Source organism: Neisseria uirgultaei (assembly GCF_962719845.1).
Classification (GTDB): domain Bacteria; phylum Pseudomonadota; class Gammaproteobacteria; order Burkholderiales; family Neisseriaceae; genus Neisseria; species Neisseria bergeri.
The window spans coordinates 39360-56259 of the sequence record NZ_CAUIYF010000009.1; the positions used below are offsets into that span (position 1 = coordinate 39360).

Sequence of the window (16900 nt, forward strand, 5' to 3'; positions counted from 1 at the left end):
GACGGCATTCCGTACCGTATCCGATAAGGAATGCCGTCTGAAGCCGCCTTCAATAACGCGCTATTTCCGCGTCAACCTCAACCGCCCATGCATCGATGCCGCCCTGAAGGTTGTACAGGTTTTCAAAACCCGCGTCCGCCAAATACATCGCCGTATGCAGGCTGCGGATACCGTGATGGCAATACACCACAAGCGGCACGCCGTCGTCCGGCAGCTCGTTCTGCCGTAGCGGAATCAGATTCATCGGGATATGTACCGCATCGGGCAGCGAACAAATCGCCGCTTCTTCATCCGTTCGCACGTCCAACAGTCGGAACGCCCGTCCCTCATCCATCCAAATTTTCAGTGCCAACGGCGAGAGTTGCACAATATCCATCGGGTTTCCTTTCCCCAATCGAACAAAATGCCGTCTGAAACGCAATCTGCTTTCAGACGGCATCACAATCCGAACATCAAAAATTAAAACTGTCGAAAGGATGGGCATCCTTATCGGTCAAATTGGCCACCAAAGTATCGAACAGCACCTTCTCTTCAAACACATCGCCCTTGCGCGTAATCAAAAGCGCGCGCTGAACAGGCTTGCGTCCTACGATAACCGCCATGCGTCCGCCATCTTTCAACTGTTCTTTCAGCACTTCAGGCACAAGGTTTACCGCCCCGCCGACATAAACCGCATCAAACGGCGCACCTGCGGAAAGTTCGTTCAGCCCGTTGTTTTGCACATAATCGATATTGTCCAAACCCAAGCCGTCCAACACCGCTTTGGCGCGGTTTTGCTGTTCGGCATCGATGTCGTCCGAAACCACCCTGCCCGCCAATTTTGCCAACAGCGCGGCCGCATAGCCCGAACCCGTGCCGATTTCCAAAACCGTATCGTTTTTCGTCAGCTTCAAGCCCTGCGCCAGCCGCGCCACGACTTTTGGCTCCAGCATCTTATGCCCGTTGGCAAGTGGCAGTTCCATATCCGCATATGCCAAGCCCTGCAAAGACCCGTTCACGAAACGCTCGCGCGGAATCTCCGCCAAAGCGTCCAACACGTCAAAATCCAATACATCCCAAGGACGGATCTGCTGTTCGACCATATTGAACCGCGCTTTTTCAAAATCCATTTAGTGCTCCGTCAAATAATTGTTCCAACAATGGCAGGCATTATAAAACCACACTCCCGCCGCGCCAACTTCGGCACGCTCCGCCCGCCCCTTTCCCTCACTCAAGCCGCCTGACGCGAAGCCTCAAATCGCTTCTCCAAAATCTTCGCCAGTTCGCCCAAATACAAAGCATCTGTCTCATCAAACTGCGCCAAATATTCGCTGTCCGCGTCCAACACGCCGATACAGCGGCCGTCTGAAAACAGCGGCACGACAATCTCCGAACGCGACAAAGACGAACAGGCAATATGGTCGGGATACGCGTTGACATCCCCGACGACCACCGTCTCTCCCTTCGCCCAAGCCTGACCGCACACCCCGCGACCGAACGGAATCCGCGTACACGCCAAAGGCCCCTGAAACGGTGCCAAAACCAATTCGTCCGAACGCGTATCGACCAAATAAAAACCCACCCAAAACCAGCCGAACGCCTCCTTCAAAACCGCCGCCGTGTTCGCCAAATTCGCCACCCAATCCATCTCATCCGCCACCACAGACTCAATCTGCGGCAACACCTCCCGATAAAGCGCGGCCTTGTCCGAAGCCGAAAAATGAAGCGCGTGCATCACATCTCCTATATTTGCATACATATCAGGCAGCCATTATAAAACAGCCTGCCCGAAACAACATTCCAAACCGCCCCGGCCGACCGCTTCAAGTTGCGAACCCGCCGCATATCCACTAAACTTCACGTTGCACCGCGCCACACGCGGCAGACAGAAAAAACACGACACGGAGCAAAAAAGATGTATCGCCAAATCGGAATGTGGGATCAAAAATGGGTCATCGGCAACTGGAAAATGAACGGCCGGCTCCAAAACAACAACGCACTGATGCACCGCTTCCGCATCCACCCCACCGCCGAACGCGTCCTCATCGGGCTCGCCGCCCCGACCGTTTACCTGCTGCAACTGCACAACGCCATGCAAATCGTTTTAAACAACCGCATCCTCACCTGCGCCCAAGACGTGAGCCGCTTCCCCAATAACGGCGCGTACACCGGCGAAGTATCCGCCGAAATGCTCGCCGACATCGGAACAGACATCGTCCTCATCGGACACTCCGAACGCAGCCTCTATTTCGGCGAAAAAAACGAAATCCAACGCCGCAAAATGGAAAACGTCCTCAACGTCGGACTCATCCCATTATTGTGCGTCGGCGAAAGCCTCGAAGAGCGCGAAGCCGGCAAAGAACACGAAGTCATCGCCCACCAACTCTCCATATTGCAAGGGCTGGACACCAAAAACATCGCCGTCGCCTACGAACCCGTCTGGGCGATCGGCACCGGCAAAGTCGCCACCGTCGAACAGATTGCCGATATGCACGCATTCATCTACAAAGAAATCTTGTCTTTGTGCGGAAGCGATGTTAAAATCCGCGTCCTTTACGGCGGAAGTGTGAAAGCGGACAACGCGGCCGACATCTTCGCAGTACCTTATGTGGACGGCGCACTCGTCGGCGGCGCGTCATTGTCGTACGACTCTTTTACCGCCATCATCAGTGCCGCACAAAATGCGTAGAAAAATATGGAAGCCTTCAAAACCCTAATTTGGATTATTAATATTATTTCCGCTTTGGCCGTCATCGTGTTAGTATTGCTCCAACACGGCAAAGGCGCGGATGCCGGCGCGACCTTCGGATCGGGAAGCGGCAGTGCGCAAGGCGTATTCGGCTCGGCCGGCAACGCCAACTTCCTCAGCCGCTCGACCGCCGTTGCAGCAACATTTTTCTTTGCAACCTGCATGGCTATGGTGTATATTCACACCCACACGACAAAACACGGTTTGGACTTCAGCAACATACAACAGACTCAGCAAGCACCCAAACCCGTAAGCAATACCGAACCTTCTGCCCCTGTTCCTCAGCAGCAGAAATAACAGTTTTTCAAATGCCGACATGGTGAAATTGGTAGACACGCTATCTTGAGGGGGTAGTGGCCGTAGGCTGTGCGAGTTCAAATCTCGCTGTCGGCACCAACACACAAAAACGCCTGAAAATTTCAGGCGTTTTTTGTTCAATCCCATCCAACGCTGTCAACCAATTCCAATCAATACAAGGATTTCAGGCTGATTATTATCCTGCCGCCCCCCCTTCCTGACCGTACAATCCCGTCCAATCCGCCCTAATTGAACTAACCTGATTTTTACGGTATCCGAAAAATAACGCAAAAATAAAGCTGAACGACCGCCAAATCAGGAATGCCAAGCGGAAAAGAGCTTGTGGGGAATACTGACGAACCGTAGGGAACGAGGGGGAAACCGTCCAAGATGCAGGGCGGTTTTTTTGGTTCTCGGAAAATCCCTATATAAAAATGCACCACCCTTACCCGTTACCGCCGTTACTGAAAGATATTATAAAAATAAATATATGAAATAAAATAATAAAAAAATAAAAATCGGTAACAATTACGGTAACAAGTAGTAACGGATTGGTGGCGGGTTTTGTATGTTTGCGTTTTTTTGCCGTCTTAGCGGCGCGGGTGCATCGGGACAGAAAGCGGAAACGCACGGAAATACGCCAATTTTTGGTAGGAAAGGTGATTAAACCGCTTGGTTATATTGCGGCATAGGAAGACGGCGAAACGTGCTAAAAACGGGAATTTGAGCCATTGGCGGCGGTTGGTTAAAAAACAGGCAGATTAGCCGCCGGTGCTTTCAGACGGCATAAGTGTGGGGATCAGGGGGCGCAAAAGGCGGCTTGCCGTCTTATCTGTCTTTGGTATAATTCCAAGTATCACTAAACTGACGGCGGCACGATGCGGATATTCAAAAACCAGTGGATAGCGAAATTTGCCAAGAAACATAAAATCAGCGATTCCGAGCTGATAGAAGCGGTGGAGCGGGCAGATAACGGGCTGATAGATGCAGATTTGGGCGGCGGCGTGATTAAGCAGCGCATAGCGCGGCAAGGACAAGGCAGAAGCGGCGGCTATCGCAGCCTGATACTGTTCAAACAGGCAGACAGGGCATTTTCTTGTTTACGCCTTTGCCAAGAACGACAGGGAAAACATTACAGATAAAGAACTGGCAGCCCTGAAGGATTTGGCGCGATATTCCGCCAAGTGCAACAAGCAGGAGCTTGAAGCCCTGATTGTCAAAATGGATTTACAGGAGATTTGAAAATGGAACGGAAATATAAAAGCGAGCTAAGCGGCGTAATCCACGAAATGGCAAGCGCATTGCACGACATCGGCGCAATCGACAAAAAGACTATGCGCGGCTTTGACAAGTCCTGCCTGACCGAAATCAAACCGTTGAGCGGCGGGGACATCAAGGCAATCAGGGAGAAGGAGGCACTATCGCAAGCCGCCTTTGCCATCTATCTCAACGTGGGAAAAAATCACGTTTCGGCTTGGGAGCGGGGCGTTAAGAAGCCAAGCGGCGCGGCGTTGAAGCTGCTGACCATCGTCAAAAACAAGGGCATCGAAGCCATTGCGTAACCGGCTTGGCAAACGGCAAAATCAGCAAGTTCACAATAGACGCGCTGCTGAATATGCCTGACGAAACAGGCAAGACCGCCGAACCGAATATCAGGGCGTAGCCGCACAAATGCCCCTGCCACATCAAACCAAGCCGAAACGGCGGCGGTGCAGACGGCATAGCCCGACCGCGAGGCACGGCGCAGACGGCATAGCCCGACAGCAAGGCACGGCGCAGACGGGCGCGAAACCCGAAACATCCCCGACCGCAAGGCACGGGGATTTTTTGCGCCCGTTGCAGGGGGGATTGGATTTAAGCGGCGCGGGCTTGAAGGCAAAACGGGCGGGGCGCAGAACTGTTTAAATGCCGTCTGAATCTCAAACGATTTCAGACGGCATTTTGAAACAACAGCTCAAATTCTCGATTTCCTTCCCTTACCGCCGACGTTTTTTATTAACGCGCCCCTTATTTCTGACACTTTGCTCATAAACCGGCATAACGGTCGGCAACAACCGTTTTAGATTTTCTATACGGGCATTGTTTGTCGGATGAGTAGAGGTAATAGCATAAATAAAGCCGTTTTGGTCGTTTTCCTGATTCATTTTTTCCCAAACCCTGACAGCGGCCGCCGGATGATAGCCTGCCTGCGCCATCAACATCATTCCCCCCTCATCGGCTTCTTCTTCCAAGCTGCGGCTATAAGGCAAGGTAAGACCGTACGTCCCCAAAATATCCATACCCAATCCGACCAATTCCGGATTAGTGTCCGGTTTTTTGTCTAATATAATCTGCGTGCCTATCTGCGCCGCCGTATTGGTCAAGATTTGCTGCCCAACCTTATTTTTACCGTGTTCATGCAGGGCGTGCGTCATTTCATGCCCCATAATGGCGGCAATTTCGTCATCGGTCAGCTTGAGTTTGTCGACTATCCCCGTATAAAACGCCATTTTCCCGCCGGGCATCGCCCACGCGTTCAGCTCATCGTTTTTGAAAACCGTCATTTTCCAGTCAAACTTATGGCCGGTATTATTTGCCGCATCGGCATAAGGCAGCATACGTCGAAATACTGCCTGCACCCTACGGGCTGTTCTGGATGTGGTATCGACATTGCCAGCAGACTTGTTCAACTCAACCGTTTTCATATAATCTTCGGCAGCCGCAGCGTTCATTGTGGCGGAATCATGACCGTAAACATCAGCAACGACCGCACAACCTCCCAATATCGAAATGACTGCCGACAGGCAGACTATCCGTTTAAAGGAAGGAAGGAAGGAAGGAAGGAAGGAAGGAAGGAAATTTCATATTAGGCTTATCCCTTAAAAAATTAAATTTAAAAAATGCCGTCTGAATCCAAAACGGATTTCGGACGGCATCTTAACATTATTTAATGTTTTAAAAAAGATTTACACCGCAATGCCCGTCCGCTTTCCCAGTACGGCGATGATTTTCTTGGCAGGCTTGCCTTCTATGGATTTCACTTCACCTTCGGAGGCGGCCGGTTTGTCGAAATCAATCATAAATTGCCAATAATCCCCCGACTTTTTTACGGCTGCTGCCTTTTGCGGCAATATTGCGCTGTACTTCAATTGTTTTCAGAATGGCAGAAGAATAAATATCCCTTTTAAATCCAGTATCATGATTTGAAATCAAAACTCCTTGGGAGTTAAGCGAAATTTATTGATTTTTTGTAAAGTCCGCGACCAATGAATTCGATCGTATTTTGGTCGCGCAAAATTTGCAACTGTTGGCGGATTTTGTCTTTGATATGGTTGTTTTGGGGAAATTGGATGGATAGTTTGTTTTCAAATTCATACATTTGCGACAATGTGAATTCTTCGGGGAGTTGGTCGATACATTTCATAACAGCCAAAAGCCAGCCTTTGCGCTCCGCATTTTGGTTGCGTAAAAACAGGTTGGATTGCCATTTTTTCAGAACGGTTTCGGGTTCGATAATGCGGGAATCGTCTATTAAGAATATTTTGCCGCTTTCAGGCAAAGTGGCGAGATTGATGGAACACATGATGTGGTGCGGCCGGTTTTTAATGCCTTTATTTCGGGGAATAATCATATCCGGCGTGATGAAATGTTTGGGTACAAGCACCAATTGCTGTATGGAGTAATCCGCTTTTTTATATGCAAGAAAGAAAAAGTTGGGGTTGGTATCTGACTGGATGCGCTCCAACATGGTGCGATATGCACCGTCAGGCACGCTGTTGCCTATGGTTTTTTGATTTTTACTCTTTAATTCATATTGCTCGTGGCAATTTGGGCAAAAGAAGTCTGCAACAGGTTTGTTATTGGCAAATCTCTGCATCGGCTTGCTTCCGCAACAGGGGCAGTAGCCGTTTTTTTCCAGCCAAGCCTCGCTCATTACACGGATTTTGTGGGTTGCTTTATTTTGTTGCTTTCCCAATTCGGTATCGAAAAATAAATTCATATTTTGGATCTTGAGATTAAGTTTTAGTGGATTAACAAAAATCAGGGCAAGGCGGGGCAACGCCGCACCGGTTTAAAGTTAATCCGCTATATTTGAGGTCTGTCATGCAGACAACTCAATCTACCTTAAAAAGGTCGTCTGAAAACTTGGAAATCAAGTTTTCAGACGACCTTTCTTAATTACAGCAATCAATGCCGAATCGGGCTTTACACCACGATGTTCACCAGTCTGCCCGGTACGACGATGATTTTCTTCGCAGGTTTGCCTTCCATGAATTTCACCGCGCCTTCGGTGGCGAGTGCGGCGGCTTCGAGGTCGGCTTTGGAGGCGTCGGCGGCGACGGTGATTTTGCCGCGCAGTTTGCCATTGACTTGAACCATGACTTCGATTTCGGATTTGACCAAGGCGGCTTCATCGACTGTCGGCCAGCCTGCTTTCCACAGTTTAGCGCCGTTCAATTCGCTCCACAGGGTTTCGCAGATGTGCGGCACGATGGGCCACAACAGGCGTACGGCGGTTTCCAATACTTCTTGGGCGACGGCGCGGCCTTGTTCGCTGCCGGTGTCGGTTTTGTCGTATTGGTTGAGCAGTTCCATCACGGCGGCGATGGCGGTGTTGAACTGCTGGCGGCGGCCGTAGTCGTCGCTGACTTTGGCGATGGTGGAATGCAGTTTGTGGCGCAGGTCTTTGAGTTCTTTAGACAAGCCGTCTTGATTGCCTGCAAACGCTTTGACCGCGCCGCCTTGTTTCAGGTATTCGTAAACGGTACGCCACAGGCGGCGCAGGAAGCGGTGTGCGCCTTCGACGCCGCTGTCGCTCCATTCGAGGGACTGTTCGGGCGGTGCGGCGAACATCATGAACAGGCGGGCGGTATCCGCGCCGTAGGCGTTGATCAGCTCTTGCGGATCGACGCCGTTGTTTTTGGACTTGGACATTTTTTCCGTGCCGCTGATGACGACGGGCAGTCCGTCGGCTTTCAGGACGGCGGAAACAGGGCGGCCTTTGTCGTCAAAAGTCAGCTCGACATCGGCGGGGTTGATCCAGTCTTTGCCGCCTTTGTCGTTTTCGCGGTAGTAGGTTTCGCAAACAACCATGCCTTGAGTCAGCAGGCGTTCAAATGGTTCGTCAACATTGACCAAGCCTTCGTCGCGCATCAGTTTGGTGAAGAAGCGCGCGTACAAGAGGTGCAGAATCGCGTGTTCGATACCGCCGATGTATTGGTCGACCGCGCCCCAGTATTTCGCGGCTTCAGCCGATACCATGCCTTCTGCGAACTTGGGCGACATATAGCGGAAGAAATACCAGCTTGATTCCATGAAGGTGTCCATGGTGTCGGTTTCGCGTTTCGCCGCACCGCCGCAGCACGGGCAGGCAGTTTCGTAAAACTCGGGCATTTTTGCCAGCGGCGAACCCATGCCGTCGGGTACGACGTTTTCAGGCAGGACGACGGGCAGTTGGTCGGCTGGGACGGGTACGTCGCCGCATTTTTCACAATGGACGATGGGAATCGGGCAGCCCCAGTAGCGTTGGCGCGAAATGCCCCAGTCGCGCAGGCGGTATTGGGTTTTCGGTTCTCCTGCGTCTTGGTTTTGCAGCTTGGCGGCAATGGCATCAAATGCCGTCTGAAAATTCATGCCGTCCAAGTCGCCGCTGTTGACCAATACGCCGTTTTCTTTGTCGCCGTACCATTCTTGCCATTGGTTTGCGTCGAATGCGTTGTCGCCGACGGCAATGACTTGTTTTTTCGGCAGATTGTATTTGGTGGCGAACTCGAAATCGCGTTCGTCGTGCGCCGGAACCGCCATTACCGCGCCGTCGCCGTAGCCCCACAATACATAGTTGGCAATCCACACTTCCAGCTTGTCGCCGTTGAGCGGGTTGACGACGTAGCGGCCGGTCGGCACACCTTTTTTCTCCATTGTCGCCATATCGGCTTCGGCAACCGAGCCGGCTTTGCACTCGGCGATAAATGCCTGCAATTCAGGTTTGTCGGAGGCAGCGGCGGTTGCCAGCGGATGCTCGGCGGCAACGGCAACATAAGTCGCGCCCATCAGCGTGTCGGGACGGGTGGTATAAACTTGCAGGAATTTCGCGTAATCGCCTTCCAAGCCTTGTTTGCTGTCGTCTGAAACGGCGAAGCGCACGGTCATACCGCGTGATTTGCCGATCCAGTTGCGCTGCATGGTTTTGACTTGTTCCGGCCAGTGTTCCAGCTTGTCCAAATCGTTGAGCAGCTCTTCGGCGTAATCGGTGATTTTGAAGTAATACATCGGGATTTCGCGTTTTTCGATCAACGCGCCGGAACGCCAACCGCGTCCGTCGATAACTTGTTCGTTGGCAAGGACGGTTTGGTCGACCGGGTCCCAGTTCACCGTGCCGTTTTTGCGATAGACGATGCCTTTTTCAAACAGCTTGGTGAACAGCCATTGTTCCCAGCGGTAGTATTCGGGTTTGCAGGTGGCGACTTCGCGCGCCCAGTCAATTGCAAAACCCAGGCTTTTGAGCTGGGTTTTCATGTATTCGATGTTGTCGTACGTCCAAGCGGCGGGTGCGACATTGTGTTTCATCGCCGCGTTTTCCGCCGGCATGCCGAACGCGTCCCAACCCATGGGCTGCATGACGTTGAAGCCGTTTAAAAGTTTGAAGCGGCTCAATACGTCGCCGATGGTGTAGTTGCGCACATGCCCCATGTGCAGCTTACCGCTGGGATAGGGGAACATGGAGAGGCAGTAGTATTTGGGTTTGGAAGCGTCTTCGGAGACGTTGAAAATACGGGCATCGTCCCATTTTTTCTGCGCCGCAGGCTCGATGGCGGCGGGCTGGTAATGTTCTTGCATGGTCATTCTGTTTTTCGCTTGAAAACGTTAGGAATTTAAAGGAGGAATTATAACAGGTTGCCGATGCCGGCGAATCGGCAAATTGCCGGCAGGATACGTAAATTCGCACGCGCATCATTCCGTATGCCGTACAAGTACACCGCGTTTACTGATACGCACGTTTTTTATGCTAATATTACAAACCAAAATCAAACGTTTAAACTCCCTGTAACAAGTCTGCCAAATCAGACGGCAAACAGGTATCAGACAAAAAGGACTTTGCACATGAAAACAAAACAAATCGTTAAACTTGGCTTAGCAGTATTGGCAACCGGCGTTCTGTCTGCCTGCGCAACCAAAAGCAACGTCAAAGCCGACGGCACGACCGACAATCCGGTTTTCCCGAAACCCTATTCCGTAACGCTCGACAACAAGCGCGGTACATTCCCGACTTATGACGAACTGGATCAGATGCACCCCGGCCTGACCAAAGACGACATCTACAAAATCCTGGGCCGCCCGCATTACGATGAAGGCATGTACGGCGTACGCGAATGGGATTACCTGTTCCACTTCCATACCCCAGGCGTGGGTATCGACCCTGAAAACACTTCCGGCGTAGAAGGCGTTACCACCTGCCAATACAAAGTGGTTTTCGATAAAGACAAATTTGCCCGCAGCTTCTACTGGAATCCCGTATTCCCGAAAGATGCCGTCTGTCCGCCGCCCGCACCCAAAGCCGAGCCGCAAGTCATCATCCGCGAAATCGTACCGGCAAAACCGAAACGTATCCGCCAATAATACGCAATGCCGCCCCGCCTGCTTTCAGGGATATTGTGCTGCCTGCTGACGGCTTCCCCCGTATTCGCACAAGGGCAGCCGGATGCGGTCAATGCCTATATCCAAAAGAAAAAAGTCATCGTCGATACATCCAAAGCGGAACTCTGTTTTGCCGATGACAGGCAGTGCCACCCCGTCCTCATCGGTGTTGCCACGCCCAAGGGGACGTTCGGGCTGACGCTGAACAGTACCGACAAGCCCGGATACGGCGGCGAAGTCATCGGTTTCAAACAGGAGGGCGACTTTCTTTTCGCCCTGCACCGCGTTTGGAATCAGATACCGTCGGAAAGGCGGAACGAACGTATCGCCTCCCCGTCCGTGTCCGACAGGATTATGACCAACGGCTGCATCAACGTCAGCGATGCGGTGTATGAAAAACTGCGTCATTATTTCGTATTGGAAGTGATTTGAAACAGACGGATACCGCACGCGCCGGTATCCGTTTTCACATTGCCCCGATGCCTGAAACAGACTGTCCGCCACGTCATGCCGTCTGAAACCGGCGCAGGTGCCGCCAAGCCTTCAGACGGCATTGTCCGCCTGCTCCGACCGAACAACAACCATCTTTGGGAGAACCTTATGCCCGAACAAAACCGCATCCTCTGCCGCGAACTGAGCCTGCTAGCATTCAACCGCCGCGTGTTGGCGCAGGCGGAAGACAGAAACGTCCCCCTTTTGGAACGCCTGCGCTTCCTGTGCATCGTGTCGTCCAATCTTGACGAGTTTTTCGAAGTCCGCATGGCGTGGCTCAAGCGTGAAAACAAGCTGCACCCCCGGCGCAGGCTGGACAACGGCAAAATGCCGTCTGAAACCATCACCGACGTTACCGAAGCGGCACGCTCCCTGATACGGCACCAGTACGACCTGTTCAACAACGTCCTTCAGCCCGAGCTGGCGCGGGAAGGCATCCATTTTTACCGCCGCCGCAATTGGACGGGCGCGCAGAAAAAATGGATCGAAGACTATTTCGACCGCGAACTGCTGCCGATTCTGACCCCCATCGGCCTTGACCCTTCCCACCCCTTCCCGCGCCCGCTGAACAAATCGCTCAACTTCGCCGTAGAACTCGACGGCACAGACGCATTCGGCAGGCCTTCGGGTATGGCGATTGTCCAAGCACCGCGCATCCTGCCGCGCGTTGTCCCCCTGCCGTCCGAACTGTGTGGCGGCGGACACGGCTTCGTCTTCCTGTCGTCCATCCTCCACACCCACGTCGGCAAACTTTTCCCGGGCATGAACGTCAAAGGCTGCCACCAGTTCCGCCTCACGCGCGACAGCGATTTGAACGTCGATGAAGAAGACGTGCAAAACCTCCGCGCCGCCATTCAAAACGAACTGCACGACCGCGAATACGGCGACGGCGTGCGGCTCGAAGTCGCCGACACCTGTCCCGCCTACATCCGCGACTTTCTGCTCGCGCAATTCAGGCTGACCGCCGCCGAACTCTATCAGGTCAAAGGCCCGGTCAACCTCGTGCGCCTCAACGCCGTCCCCGATTTGGTCAACCGCCCCGATTTGAAATTCCCGCCGCACACGCCGGGCCGTCTGAAAGCCTTGGGCAAAAACAGCCCGATCTTCGATTTGGTGCGCCAATCGCCCATCCTTCTGCACCATCCGTACCAGTCCTTCGACCCCGTCGTCCATATGATACGCGAAGCCGCCGCAGACCCCGCTGTCCTTGCCGTCAAAATGACCATCTACCGCACCGGCAGCAATTCCGAACTCGTACGCGCCTTGATGAAGGCCGCGTTGGCAGGCAAACAGGTTACCGTCGTGGTCGAACTGATGGCGCGTTTTGATGAGGCCAACAACGTCAACTGGGCGCAACAGCTTGAAAATGCAGGTGCACACGTCGTTTACGGCGTGTTCGGCTACAAAGTCCACGCCAAAATGGCACTCATCATCCGCCGCGAAGACGGCGTGCTCAAGCGTTACGCCCACCTCGGCACGGGCAACTACCACCAAGGCACATCGCGCATCTACACTGACTTCGGCATCATTACCGACGACGAACAAATCACCGCCGATGTGAACACATTGTTCATGGAAATCACAGGCTTGGGCAAGCCGGGCCGTCTGAACAAACTCTACCAAAGTCCGTTTACCCTGCACAAAATGGTCATCAACCGCATCAGGCAGGAAACCGCACACGCCAAAGCCGGCAAACCGGCGCGGATTACCGCCAAGATGAATTCGCTCATCGAACCGACCGTCATCGAAGCCCTGTATCGGGCAAGCGCGGCAGGCGTGCAAATCGATTTGATTGTGCGCGGTATGTGCACCTTGCGCCCGGGTGTAAAAGGCTTGTCCGAAAACATCCGCGTCCGCTCCATCGTCGGCAGGCAGCTCGAACACGCGCGCGTGTATTGCTTCCACAACAACGGCGCGGACGATACCTTTATCTCCAGCGCGGATTGGATGGGGCGCAACTTCTTCCGCCGCATCGAAACCGCCACGCCGATTGCCGCGCCCGAACTCAAAAAACGCGTCATCCGCGAAGGTTTGGAAATGGCACTGGACGACAACACCCATGCATGGCTGATGCAGCCGGACGGCAGCTATATCAGGGCTACACCTGCCGAAGGCGAATCCGAAGCCGACCTGCAAAACGATTTGTGGGATTTGCTCGGAGGCTGACCCGTACCGCCCCAATCAAAAACCATGCCGTCTGAAACCTTTCCGTTTCAGACGGCATGGTTTTGCAGCAATCCAAACAGGGCGGACTGGAATCAAAAACACACCTTCGCCATTTCCGCACAAGCACTTCCCCTATACGCTCCCAACCCCGATCCGCCGCATTCCAGACGGCATTATAGTGGATTAACAAAAATCAGGGCAAGGCGACGAAGCCGCAGACAGTACAGATAGTACGGAACCGATTCACTTGGTGCTTCAGCACCTTAGAGAATCGTTCTCTTTGAACTAAGGCGAGACAACGCCGTACTGGTTTTTGTTAATCCACTATACCTTTCCGACAGCCGAACAAAACCCCGAATCCGTCTGCACGGTTCGGGTGCATATCTCCAATACGGGCATCGTGTTCCGGAAAACCGTCAAATCCGCATCGGCATCACAATATATTTAAAATTCGGATTGTTCGGCACAGTAAACAGCGTCGAGCGGTTGGCATCGCCGAAAGCAAGCTGCATATCGTCGGAATGAATATTTCGCAACACGTCCATCAGATAGCCGATATTGAAACCGGCTTCCAATTCCCCGCCCTGATAGGCGATTTCGATTTCTTCGCGGGCTTCCTCCTGCTCGTTGTTGCTGCACACGACGCTCAACAGACCGGGTTGCAGGAACAGGCGCGCGCCACGGAATTTTTCGTTGGCAAGAATGGACACACGTTCCAGCGCACCCAAAAGTTCGGCACGGGACAAAACGAAAATCTTGTCGTTGTCCAAAGGAATCACGCGGTTGAAATCGGGGAATTTGCCGTCGATGACCTTGCTGACGATGGTCGTGCCGTTGCATTGGAAACGCACCTGCTTGTCCAGCAGCTCGATTTGAATCGGATCGTCGGGGTTGTTCAACAGTTTGAACAGTTCCAGCACCGTTTTGCGCGGCAAAATCACTTCGGCGCGCGGCAAATCCGCATCAATCGCGCAGGCGGCATAGGCAAGGCGGTGTCCGTCGGTCGCCACAAGGCGCAACTGGCCGCCCTCAACCTGCATCAGCAGACCGTTGAGATAATAGCGGATGTCCTGCACCGCCATGCTGTACTGCACTTGCGACAGCATGGTTTTGAAACGCTCCTGCTCCAGTGAGAAAGTCGTGCTGATGTCCTCGCCGACATTCATCATCGGAAAATCGGCGGCAGGCAGGGTCTGAAGTGCAAAACGCGATTTGCCCGCCTTCAGCGTCAGACGGCTGTCGTCCCAATCCAGCGACACCAGCGCACCGGCAGGCAGCGCACGCAAAATGTCCTGAAATTTCTTGGCATTGGTGGTGATGCGGAAGTCGCCCGCGCCGCCCTCGGGACCTGCAGTGTCGATTTGGATTTCCAAATCGGTTGCCAAAAGCTGGGTCTGACCGCCCCTGCCCCCAATCAGGACGTTGGACAGGATGGGCAGGGTGTGGCGGCGTTCGACGATGCCGGTAACGGCTTGCAGCGGCTTGAGCAGGCTGTCGCGTTCGGCTTGTAAAATCAACATTTTCGCTCCTTAAATCGGTTTGTATAGTGGATTAAATTTAAATCAGGACAAGGCGACGAAGCCGCAGACAGTACAAATAGTACGGCAAGGCGAGGCAACGCCGTACTGGTTTAAATTTAATCCGCTATATCTTTACCCTTCGGACGGCATGGGCAATATCATGCCGTCTGAAAGGCGTGTCCGGTCAGTTTTGAATCAAAATCAGCAGTTTCTCATAATCCTGCGCCAACTCGGGGTCTTCCTCGCGCAGTTTCGCCACCGCCCTGATGCCGTGCATGACGGTCGTATGGTCGCGTCCGCCGAACGAATCGCCGATAGACGGCAGGCTCAAAGTGGTCAGTTCTTTGGTCAGGCTCATGGCAACCTGACGCGGACGGGCAATGTTGCGCGTACGTTTTTTGCCGAGTACGTCGCTGATTTTGATGCGGTAATATTTCGCCACCGCATCGATGATGATGTCGGCGGTGATGACTTTGTGCTTCTCCGCAATAATGTCCTGCAAAGCGGTACGCGCCAAATCGATGTCGATGACGGGACGGTTCATAAAGCGGCTGCTCGCTCCGACACGGTTGAACGCGCCTTCAAGCTCGCGCACGTTGGAACGGATCAGGTTGGCAATGAACAGCGCGGCTTCGTCTTCGATACTGATGCCCGCCGCTTCCGCCTTTTTCTGCAAAATGGCGATACGCATTTCCAATTCGGGCGGCTCGAGTTCCAAAGTCAGCCCCCATGAAAAACGGGATTTGAGGCGGTCATCCATACCTTCGATTTTGGCGGGTAAAACATCGCAAGTGAGGATGAGCTGTTTTTTCTCGTTGTGGAAATGGTTGTACAGATAGAAAAACTCTTCCATCGTACGGTCTTTGCCTTTGATGAACTGGATGTCGTCGATAATCAGCAGGTCGTATTGCTTGTATTGCTGTTTGAACACGTCGTAAGTGTTGTTGCGCACGGCTTTCATGAAGCTGCGGATATAATCGTCCGAATGCATATAGCGTACTTTCGCGTCGGGACGGTTTTTCAAAAGCTCGTTGCCGATGGCTTGCACCAGGTGGGTTTTGCCCAAACCCGTGCTGCCGTACAGGAAAAACGGGTTGTAACTCTGTCCCGGACTTTCCGCAATCGCCTGCGCCGCCGCCGCTGCAAGGCGGTTGCCCTTGCCTTCGACCAATGTGCCGAACGTGTAATCGCGCGACAGGTTGGTCTGCTCGTAACGCGCCTCTTCCGCACCGGCCTGCGCGTCCGTCCGTGCTTTGGCAACTGCCGCCGATTCCGGACGGGAAGCAGGTTCGGCAGTATGGCGCGGCTCATGCGGGAGGTTTTTCATACGTTCTGCCAAAATATCCGCCGCCGTTTTCGACGCAGCGGGTTTGACAGGCTCTTCAGACGGCAGCTCGTCCAACAGAACCTCCTGCACGGGCATCCCCTCCGACACCGCGTGCAAGGACGGCTCGGCAGGTTCGACAGCACTTTCAACCGCCGCCATCTCATAACGCACGCCTTCTCCCGGTTTGAATACGAAGGCGGAACGGCCGGCAGCCAACTCTTCCCTCACTGCTTCTATTTTTCCGGCAAACTGGCTCTTGAGCATATTGCAGGCAAACTGGTTCTTGCCGTACACCACCCATAGCCCCCCCTCCTCACCGACGGTAAGGGGCGCAATCCATTGCGCAAACTGCCCGTGAGGCAACATATCGTGAAGACGGCGGAGGCACAGCGGCCAAAACTCTGCTAATGTCATGGATAGGCTCGAATCGGTAAAAATGTTTCAACACACAGGGCGACACATAAAGCACCGACCTGTGTGTTGCCCTGATTTGGAAGGGGTTACGCCCCTCTCAAATAAATTCTGATTCTACCGCCCTAAAAGGCGGGGTTTCAACCGAAAAGGAAATACGATGAAATCGAAAATAAAGAAAATATAATATTTTCAAAAAGAAAACAAATCTTCTGAACGCGCATCGGTTCAAAATGCAGCGAACCGATTATACCGACCCGCCGACATTTTATCCACAACCCGTGCAAAAATTTATCCACAGAAAGGCGGCAGAAATCCGCAGGCAATCGGGCAATCCTCCTGCAA

Annotated in this window: 17 protein-coding genes, 1 tRNA gene and 2 pseudogenes; 11 read left to right on the plus strand and 9 right to left on the minus strand. The window is 53.1% G+C overall.

All coding sequences use genetic code 11. The features are described 5' to 3' along the window. Positions 1-49: 49 nt before the first annotated feature. The 3 genes from Q9J32_RS06890 to Q9J32_RS06900 all read right to left on the minus strand — a co-directional run bounded on the left by Q9J32_RS06890 (position 50) and on the right by Q9J32_RS06900 (position 1714). Positions 50-376 carry a rhodanese-like domain-containing protein gene (locus tag Q9J32_RS06890; protein WP_301885666.1) on the minus strand — a complete coding sequence of 109 codons (327 nt, stop codon included), beginning with the start codon at positions 374-376 and terminating at the stop codon, positions 50-52. A gap of 76 nt (positions 377-452) precedes the next feature. Beyond that, on the minus strand, positions 453-1109 hold the full coding sequence (locus tag Q9J32_RS06895) for a protein-L-isoaspartate O-methyltransferase family protein (RefSeq protein ID WP_301885614.1): 657 nt from the start codon (positions 1107-1109) through the stop codon (positions 453-455). Between the two features lie 101 nt (positions 1110-1210). Then, positions 1211-1714, minus strand: a complete 504-nt coding sequence (locus tag Q9J32_RS06900; protein WP_301885615.1) for a free L-methionine (R)-S-oxide reductase MsrC — start codon at positions 1712-1714, stop codon at positions 1211-1213. 180 nt (positions 1715-1894) lie between these two features. Here Q9J32_RS06900 and tpiA point away from each other — a divergent pair, with 180 nt between their 5' ends. From tpiA to Q9J32_RS06930, 6 genes and pseudogenes are all read left to right on the plus strand, one after another. Continuing rightward, positions 1895-2668, plus strand: a complete 774-nt coding sequence (gene tpiA, locus Q9J32_RS06905) for a triose-phosphate isomerase (RefSeq protein WP_003712638.1) — start codon at positions 1895-1897, stop codon at positions 2666-2668. Between the two features lie 6 nt (positions 2669-2674). Beyond that, positions 2675-3025, plus strand: a complete 351-nt coding sequence (secG, locus tag Q9J32_RS06910; RefSeq protein WP_301885616.1) for a preprotein translocase subunit SecG — start codon at positions 2675-2677, stop codon at positions 3023-3025. Between the two features lie 13 nt (positions 3026-3038). Next, a tRNA-Leu gene (locus Q9J32_RS06915) sits at positions 3039-3124 on the plus strand. Positions 3125-3903: 779 nt separating this feature from the next. Further along, positions 3904-4267, plus strand: a pseudogene (locus Q9J32_RS06920) (type II toxin-antitoxin system RelE/ParE family toxin). Positions 4268-4269: 2 nt separating this feature from the next. Then, positions 4270-4587: a helix-turn-helix domain-containing protein gene (locus Q9J32_RS06925; protein WP_301885617.1), complete on the plus strand. Its 318-nt coding sequence runs from the start codon at positions 4270-4272 to the stop codon at positions 4585-4587. A 109-nt stretch (positions 4588-4696) separates the two neighbouring features. After that, positions 4697-4930 (plus strand): hypothetical protein, encoded by a 234-nt coding sequence (locus tag Q9J32_RS06930; protein ID WP_301885618.1) that lies wholly within the window; start codon positions 4697-4699, stop codon positions 4928-4930. A 71-nt stretch (positions 4931-5001) separates the two neighbouring features. Here Q9J32_RS06930 and Q9J32_RS06935 read toward each other — a convergent pair whose 3' ends face one another. From Q9J32_RS06935 to leuS, 4 genes are all read right to left on the minus strand, one after another. Next, positions 5002-5709, minus strand: a complete 708-nt coding sequence (locus Q9J32_RS06935; RefSeq protein ID WP_304666927.1) for a M48 family metallopeptidase — start codon at positions 5707-5709, stop codon at positions 5002-5004. 261 nt (positions 5710-5970) lie between these two features. Further along, complete coding sequence (locus Q9J32_RS06940) at positions 5971-6084, minus strand: leucyl-tRNA synthetase (RefSeq protein ID WP_301670317.1); 114 nt, start codon at positions 6082-6084, stop codon at positions 5971-5973. 146 nt (positions 6085-6230) lie between these two features. Continuing rightward, positions 6231-7004 (minus strand): DpnI domain-containing protein, encoded by a 774-nt coding sequence (locus Q9J32_RS06945; protein WP_301885619.1) that lies wholly within the window; start codon positions 7002-7004, stop codon positions 6231-6233. 206 nt (positions 7005-7210) lie between these two features. Further along, a complete protein-coding gene (gene leuS, locus Q9J32_RS06950) occupies positions 7211-9841 on the minus strand; it encodes a leucine--tRNA ligase (RefSeq protein ID WP_301885620.1) in 2631 nt (876 codons plus the stop codon). A 264-nt stretch (positions 9842-10105) separates the two neighbouring features. Between leuS and Q9J32_RS06955 the strand changes: the two genes are divergently transcribed. From Q9J32_RS06955 to Q9J32_RS06970, 4 genes are all read left to right on the plus strand, one after another. After that, positions 10106-10621, plus strand: coding sequence for an outer membrane protein assembly factor BamE (locus Q9J32_RS06955; protein ID WP_301885622.1), 516 nt, complete (start codon positions 10106-10108; stop codon positions 10619-10621). A 6-nt stretch (positions 10622-10627) separates the two neighbouring features. Continuing rightward, on the plus strand, positions 10628-11071 hold the full coding sequence (locus Q9J32_RS06960) for a murein L,D-transpeptidase (RefSeq protein ID WP_301885624.1): 444 nt from the start codon (positions 10628-10630) through the stop codon (positions 11069-11071). Between the two features lie 168 nt (positions 11072-11239). Next, positions 11240-13297: a polyphosphate kinase 1 gene (ppk1, locus tag Q9J32_RS06965; RefSeq protein WP_301885668.1), complete on the plus strand. Its 2058-nt coding sequence runs from the start codon at positions 11240-11242 to the stop codon at positions 13295-13297. A 24-nt stretch (positions 13298-13321) separates the two neighbouring features. Next, the gene (locus tag Q9J32_RS06970; RefSeq protein ID WP_301885625.1) at positions 13322-13528 is read left to right on the plus strand and encodes a hypothetical protein; all 207 of its coding nucleotides are present in this window, start codon (positions 13322-13324) and stop codon (positions 13526-13528) included. A gap of 185 nt (positions 13529-13713) precedes the next feature. Here Q9J32_RS06970 and dnaN read toward each other — a convergent pair whose 3' ends face one another. Continuing rightward, entirely contained in the window at positions 13714-14817 is a 1104-nt protein-coding gene (gene dnaN, locus Q9J32_RS06975; RefSeq protein WP_301885626.1) for a DNA polymerase III subunit beta, read from the minus strand. Positions 14818-14839: 22 nt separating this feature from the next. Between dnaN and Q9J32_RS06980 the strand changes: the two are divergent. Further along, positions 14840-14950 (plus strand): annotated as a pseudogene (locus Q9J32_RS06980) (IS5/IS1182 family transposase); the annotation flags it as partial. A gap of 51 nt (positions 14951-15001) precedes the next feature. Here the strand turns inward: Q9J32_RS06980 and dnaA are convergent. Then, on the minus strand, positions 15002-16558 hold the full coding sequence (gene dnaA / locus Q9J32_RS06985) for a chromosomal replication initiator protein DnaA (protein WP_301885628.1): 1557 nt from the start codon (positions 16556-16558) through the stop codon (positions 15002-15004). Positions 16559-16900: the final 342 nt, after the last annotated feature.

Excerpts from the sequence above, each read along its gene's own strand:
- Q9J32_RS06890 (WP_301885666.1), bottom strand. The coding sequence starts at position 376 with ATGGATATTGTGCAACTCTCGCCGTTGGCACTGAAAATTTGGATGGAT.
- Q9J32_RS06895 (WP_301885614.1), bottom strand. The coding sequence starts at position 1,109 with ATGGATTTTGAAAAAGCGCGGTTCAATATGGTCGAACAGCAGATCCGT.
- Q9J32_RS06900 (WP_301885615.1), bottom strand. The coding sequence starts at position 1,714 with ATGCACGCGCTTCATTTTTCGGCTTCGGACAAGGCCGCGCTTTATCGG.
- tpiA (WP_003712638.1), top strand. The coding sequence starts at position 1,895 with ATGTATCGCCAAATCGGAATGTGGGATCAAAAATGGGTCATCGGCAAC.
- secG (WP_301885616.1), top strand. The coding sequence starts at position 2,675 with ATGGAAGCCTTCAAAACCCTAATTTGGATTATTAATATTATTTCCGCT.
- Q9J32_RS06925 (WP_301885617.1), top strand. The coding sequence starts at position 4,270 with ATGGAACGGAAATATAAAAGCGAGCTAAGCGGCGTAATCCACGAAATG.
- Q9J32_RS06930 (WP_301885618.1), top strand. The coding sequence starts at position 4,697 with ATGCCCCTGCCACATCAAACCAAGCCGAAACGGCGGCGGTGCAGACGG.
- Q9J32_RS06935 (WP_304666927.1), bottom strand. The coding sequence starts at position 5,709 with ATGAAAACGGTTGAGTTGAACAAGTCTGCTGGCAATGTCGATACCACA.
- Q9J32_RS06940 (WP_301670317.1), bottom strand. The coding sequence starts at position 6,084 with ATGATTGATTTCGACAAACCGGCCGCCTCCGAAGGTGAAGTGAAATCC.
- Q9J32_RS06945 (WP_301885619.1), bottom strand. The coding sequence starts at position 7,004 with ATGAATTTATTTTTCGATACCGAATTGGGAAAGCAACAAAATAAAGCA.
- leuS (WP_301885620.1), bottom strand. The coding sequence starts at position 9,841 with ATGCAAGAACATTACCAGCCCGCCGCCATCGAGCCTGCGGCGCAGAAA.
- Q9J32_RS06955 (WP_301885622.1), top strand. The coding sequence starts at position 10,106 with ATGAAAACAAAACAAATCGTTAAACTTGGCTTAGCAGTATTGGCAACC.
- Q9J32_RS06960 (WP_301885624.1), top strand. The coding sequence starts at position 10,628 with ATGCCGCCCCGCCTGCTTTCAGGGATATTGTGCTGCCTGCTGACGGCT.
- ppk1 (WP_301885668.1), top strand. The coding sequence starts at position 11,240 with ATGCCCGAACAAAACCGCATCCTCTGCCGCGAACTGAGCCTGCTAGCA.
- Q9J32_RS06970 (WP_301885625.1), top strand. The coding sequence starts at position 13,322 with ATGCCGTCTGAAACCTTTCCGTTTCAGACGGCATGGTTTTGCAGCAAT.
- dnaN (WP_301885626.1), bottom strand. The coding sequence starts at position 14,817 with ATGTTGATTTTACAAGCCGAACGCGACAGCCTGCTCAAGCCGCTGCAA.
- dnaA (WP_301885628.1), bottom strand. The coding sequence starts at position 16,558 with ATGACATTAGCAGAGTTTTGGCCGCTGTGCCTCCGCCGTCTTCACGAT.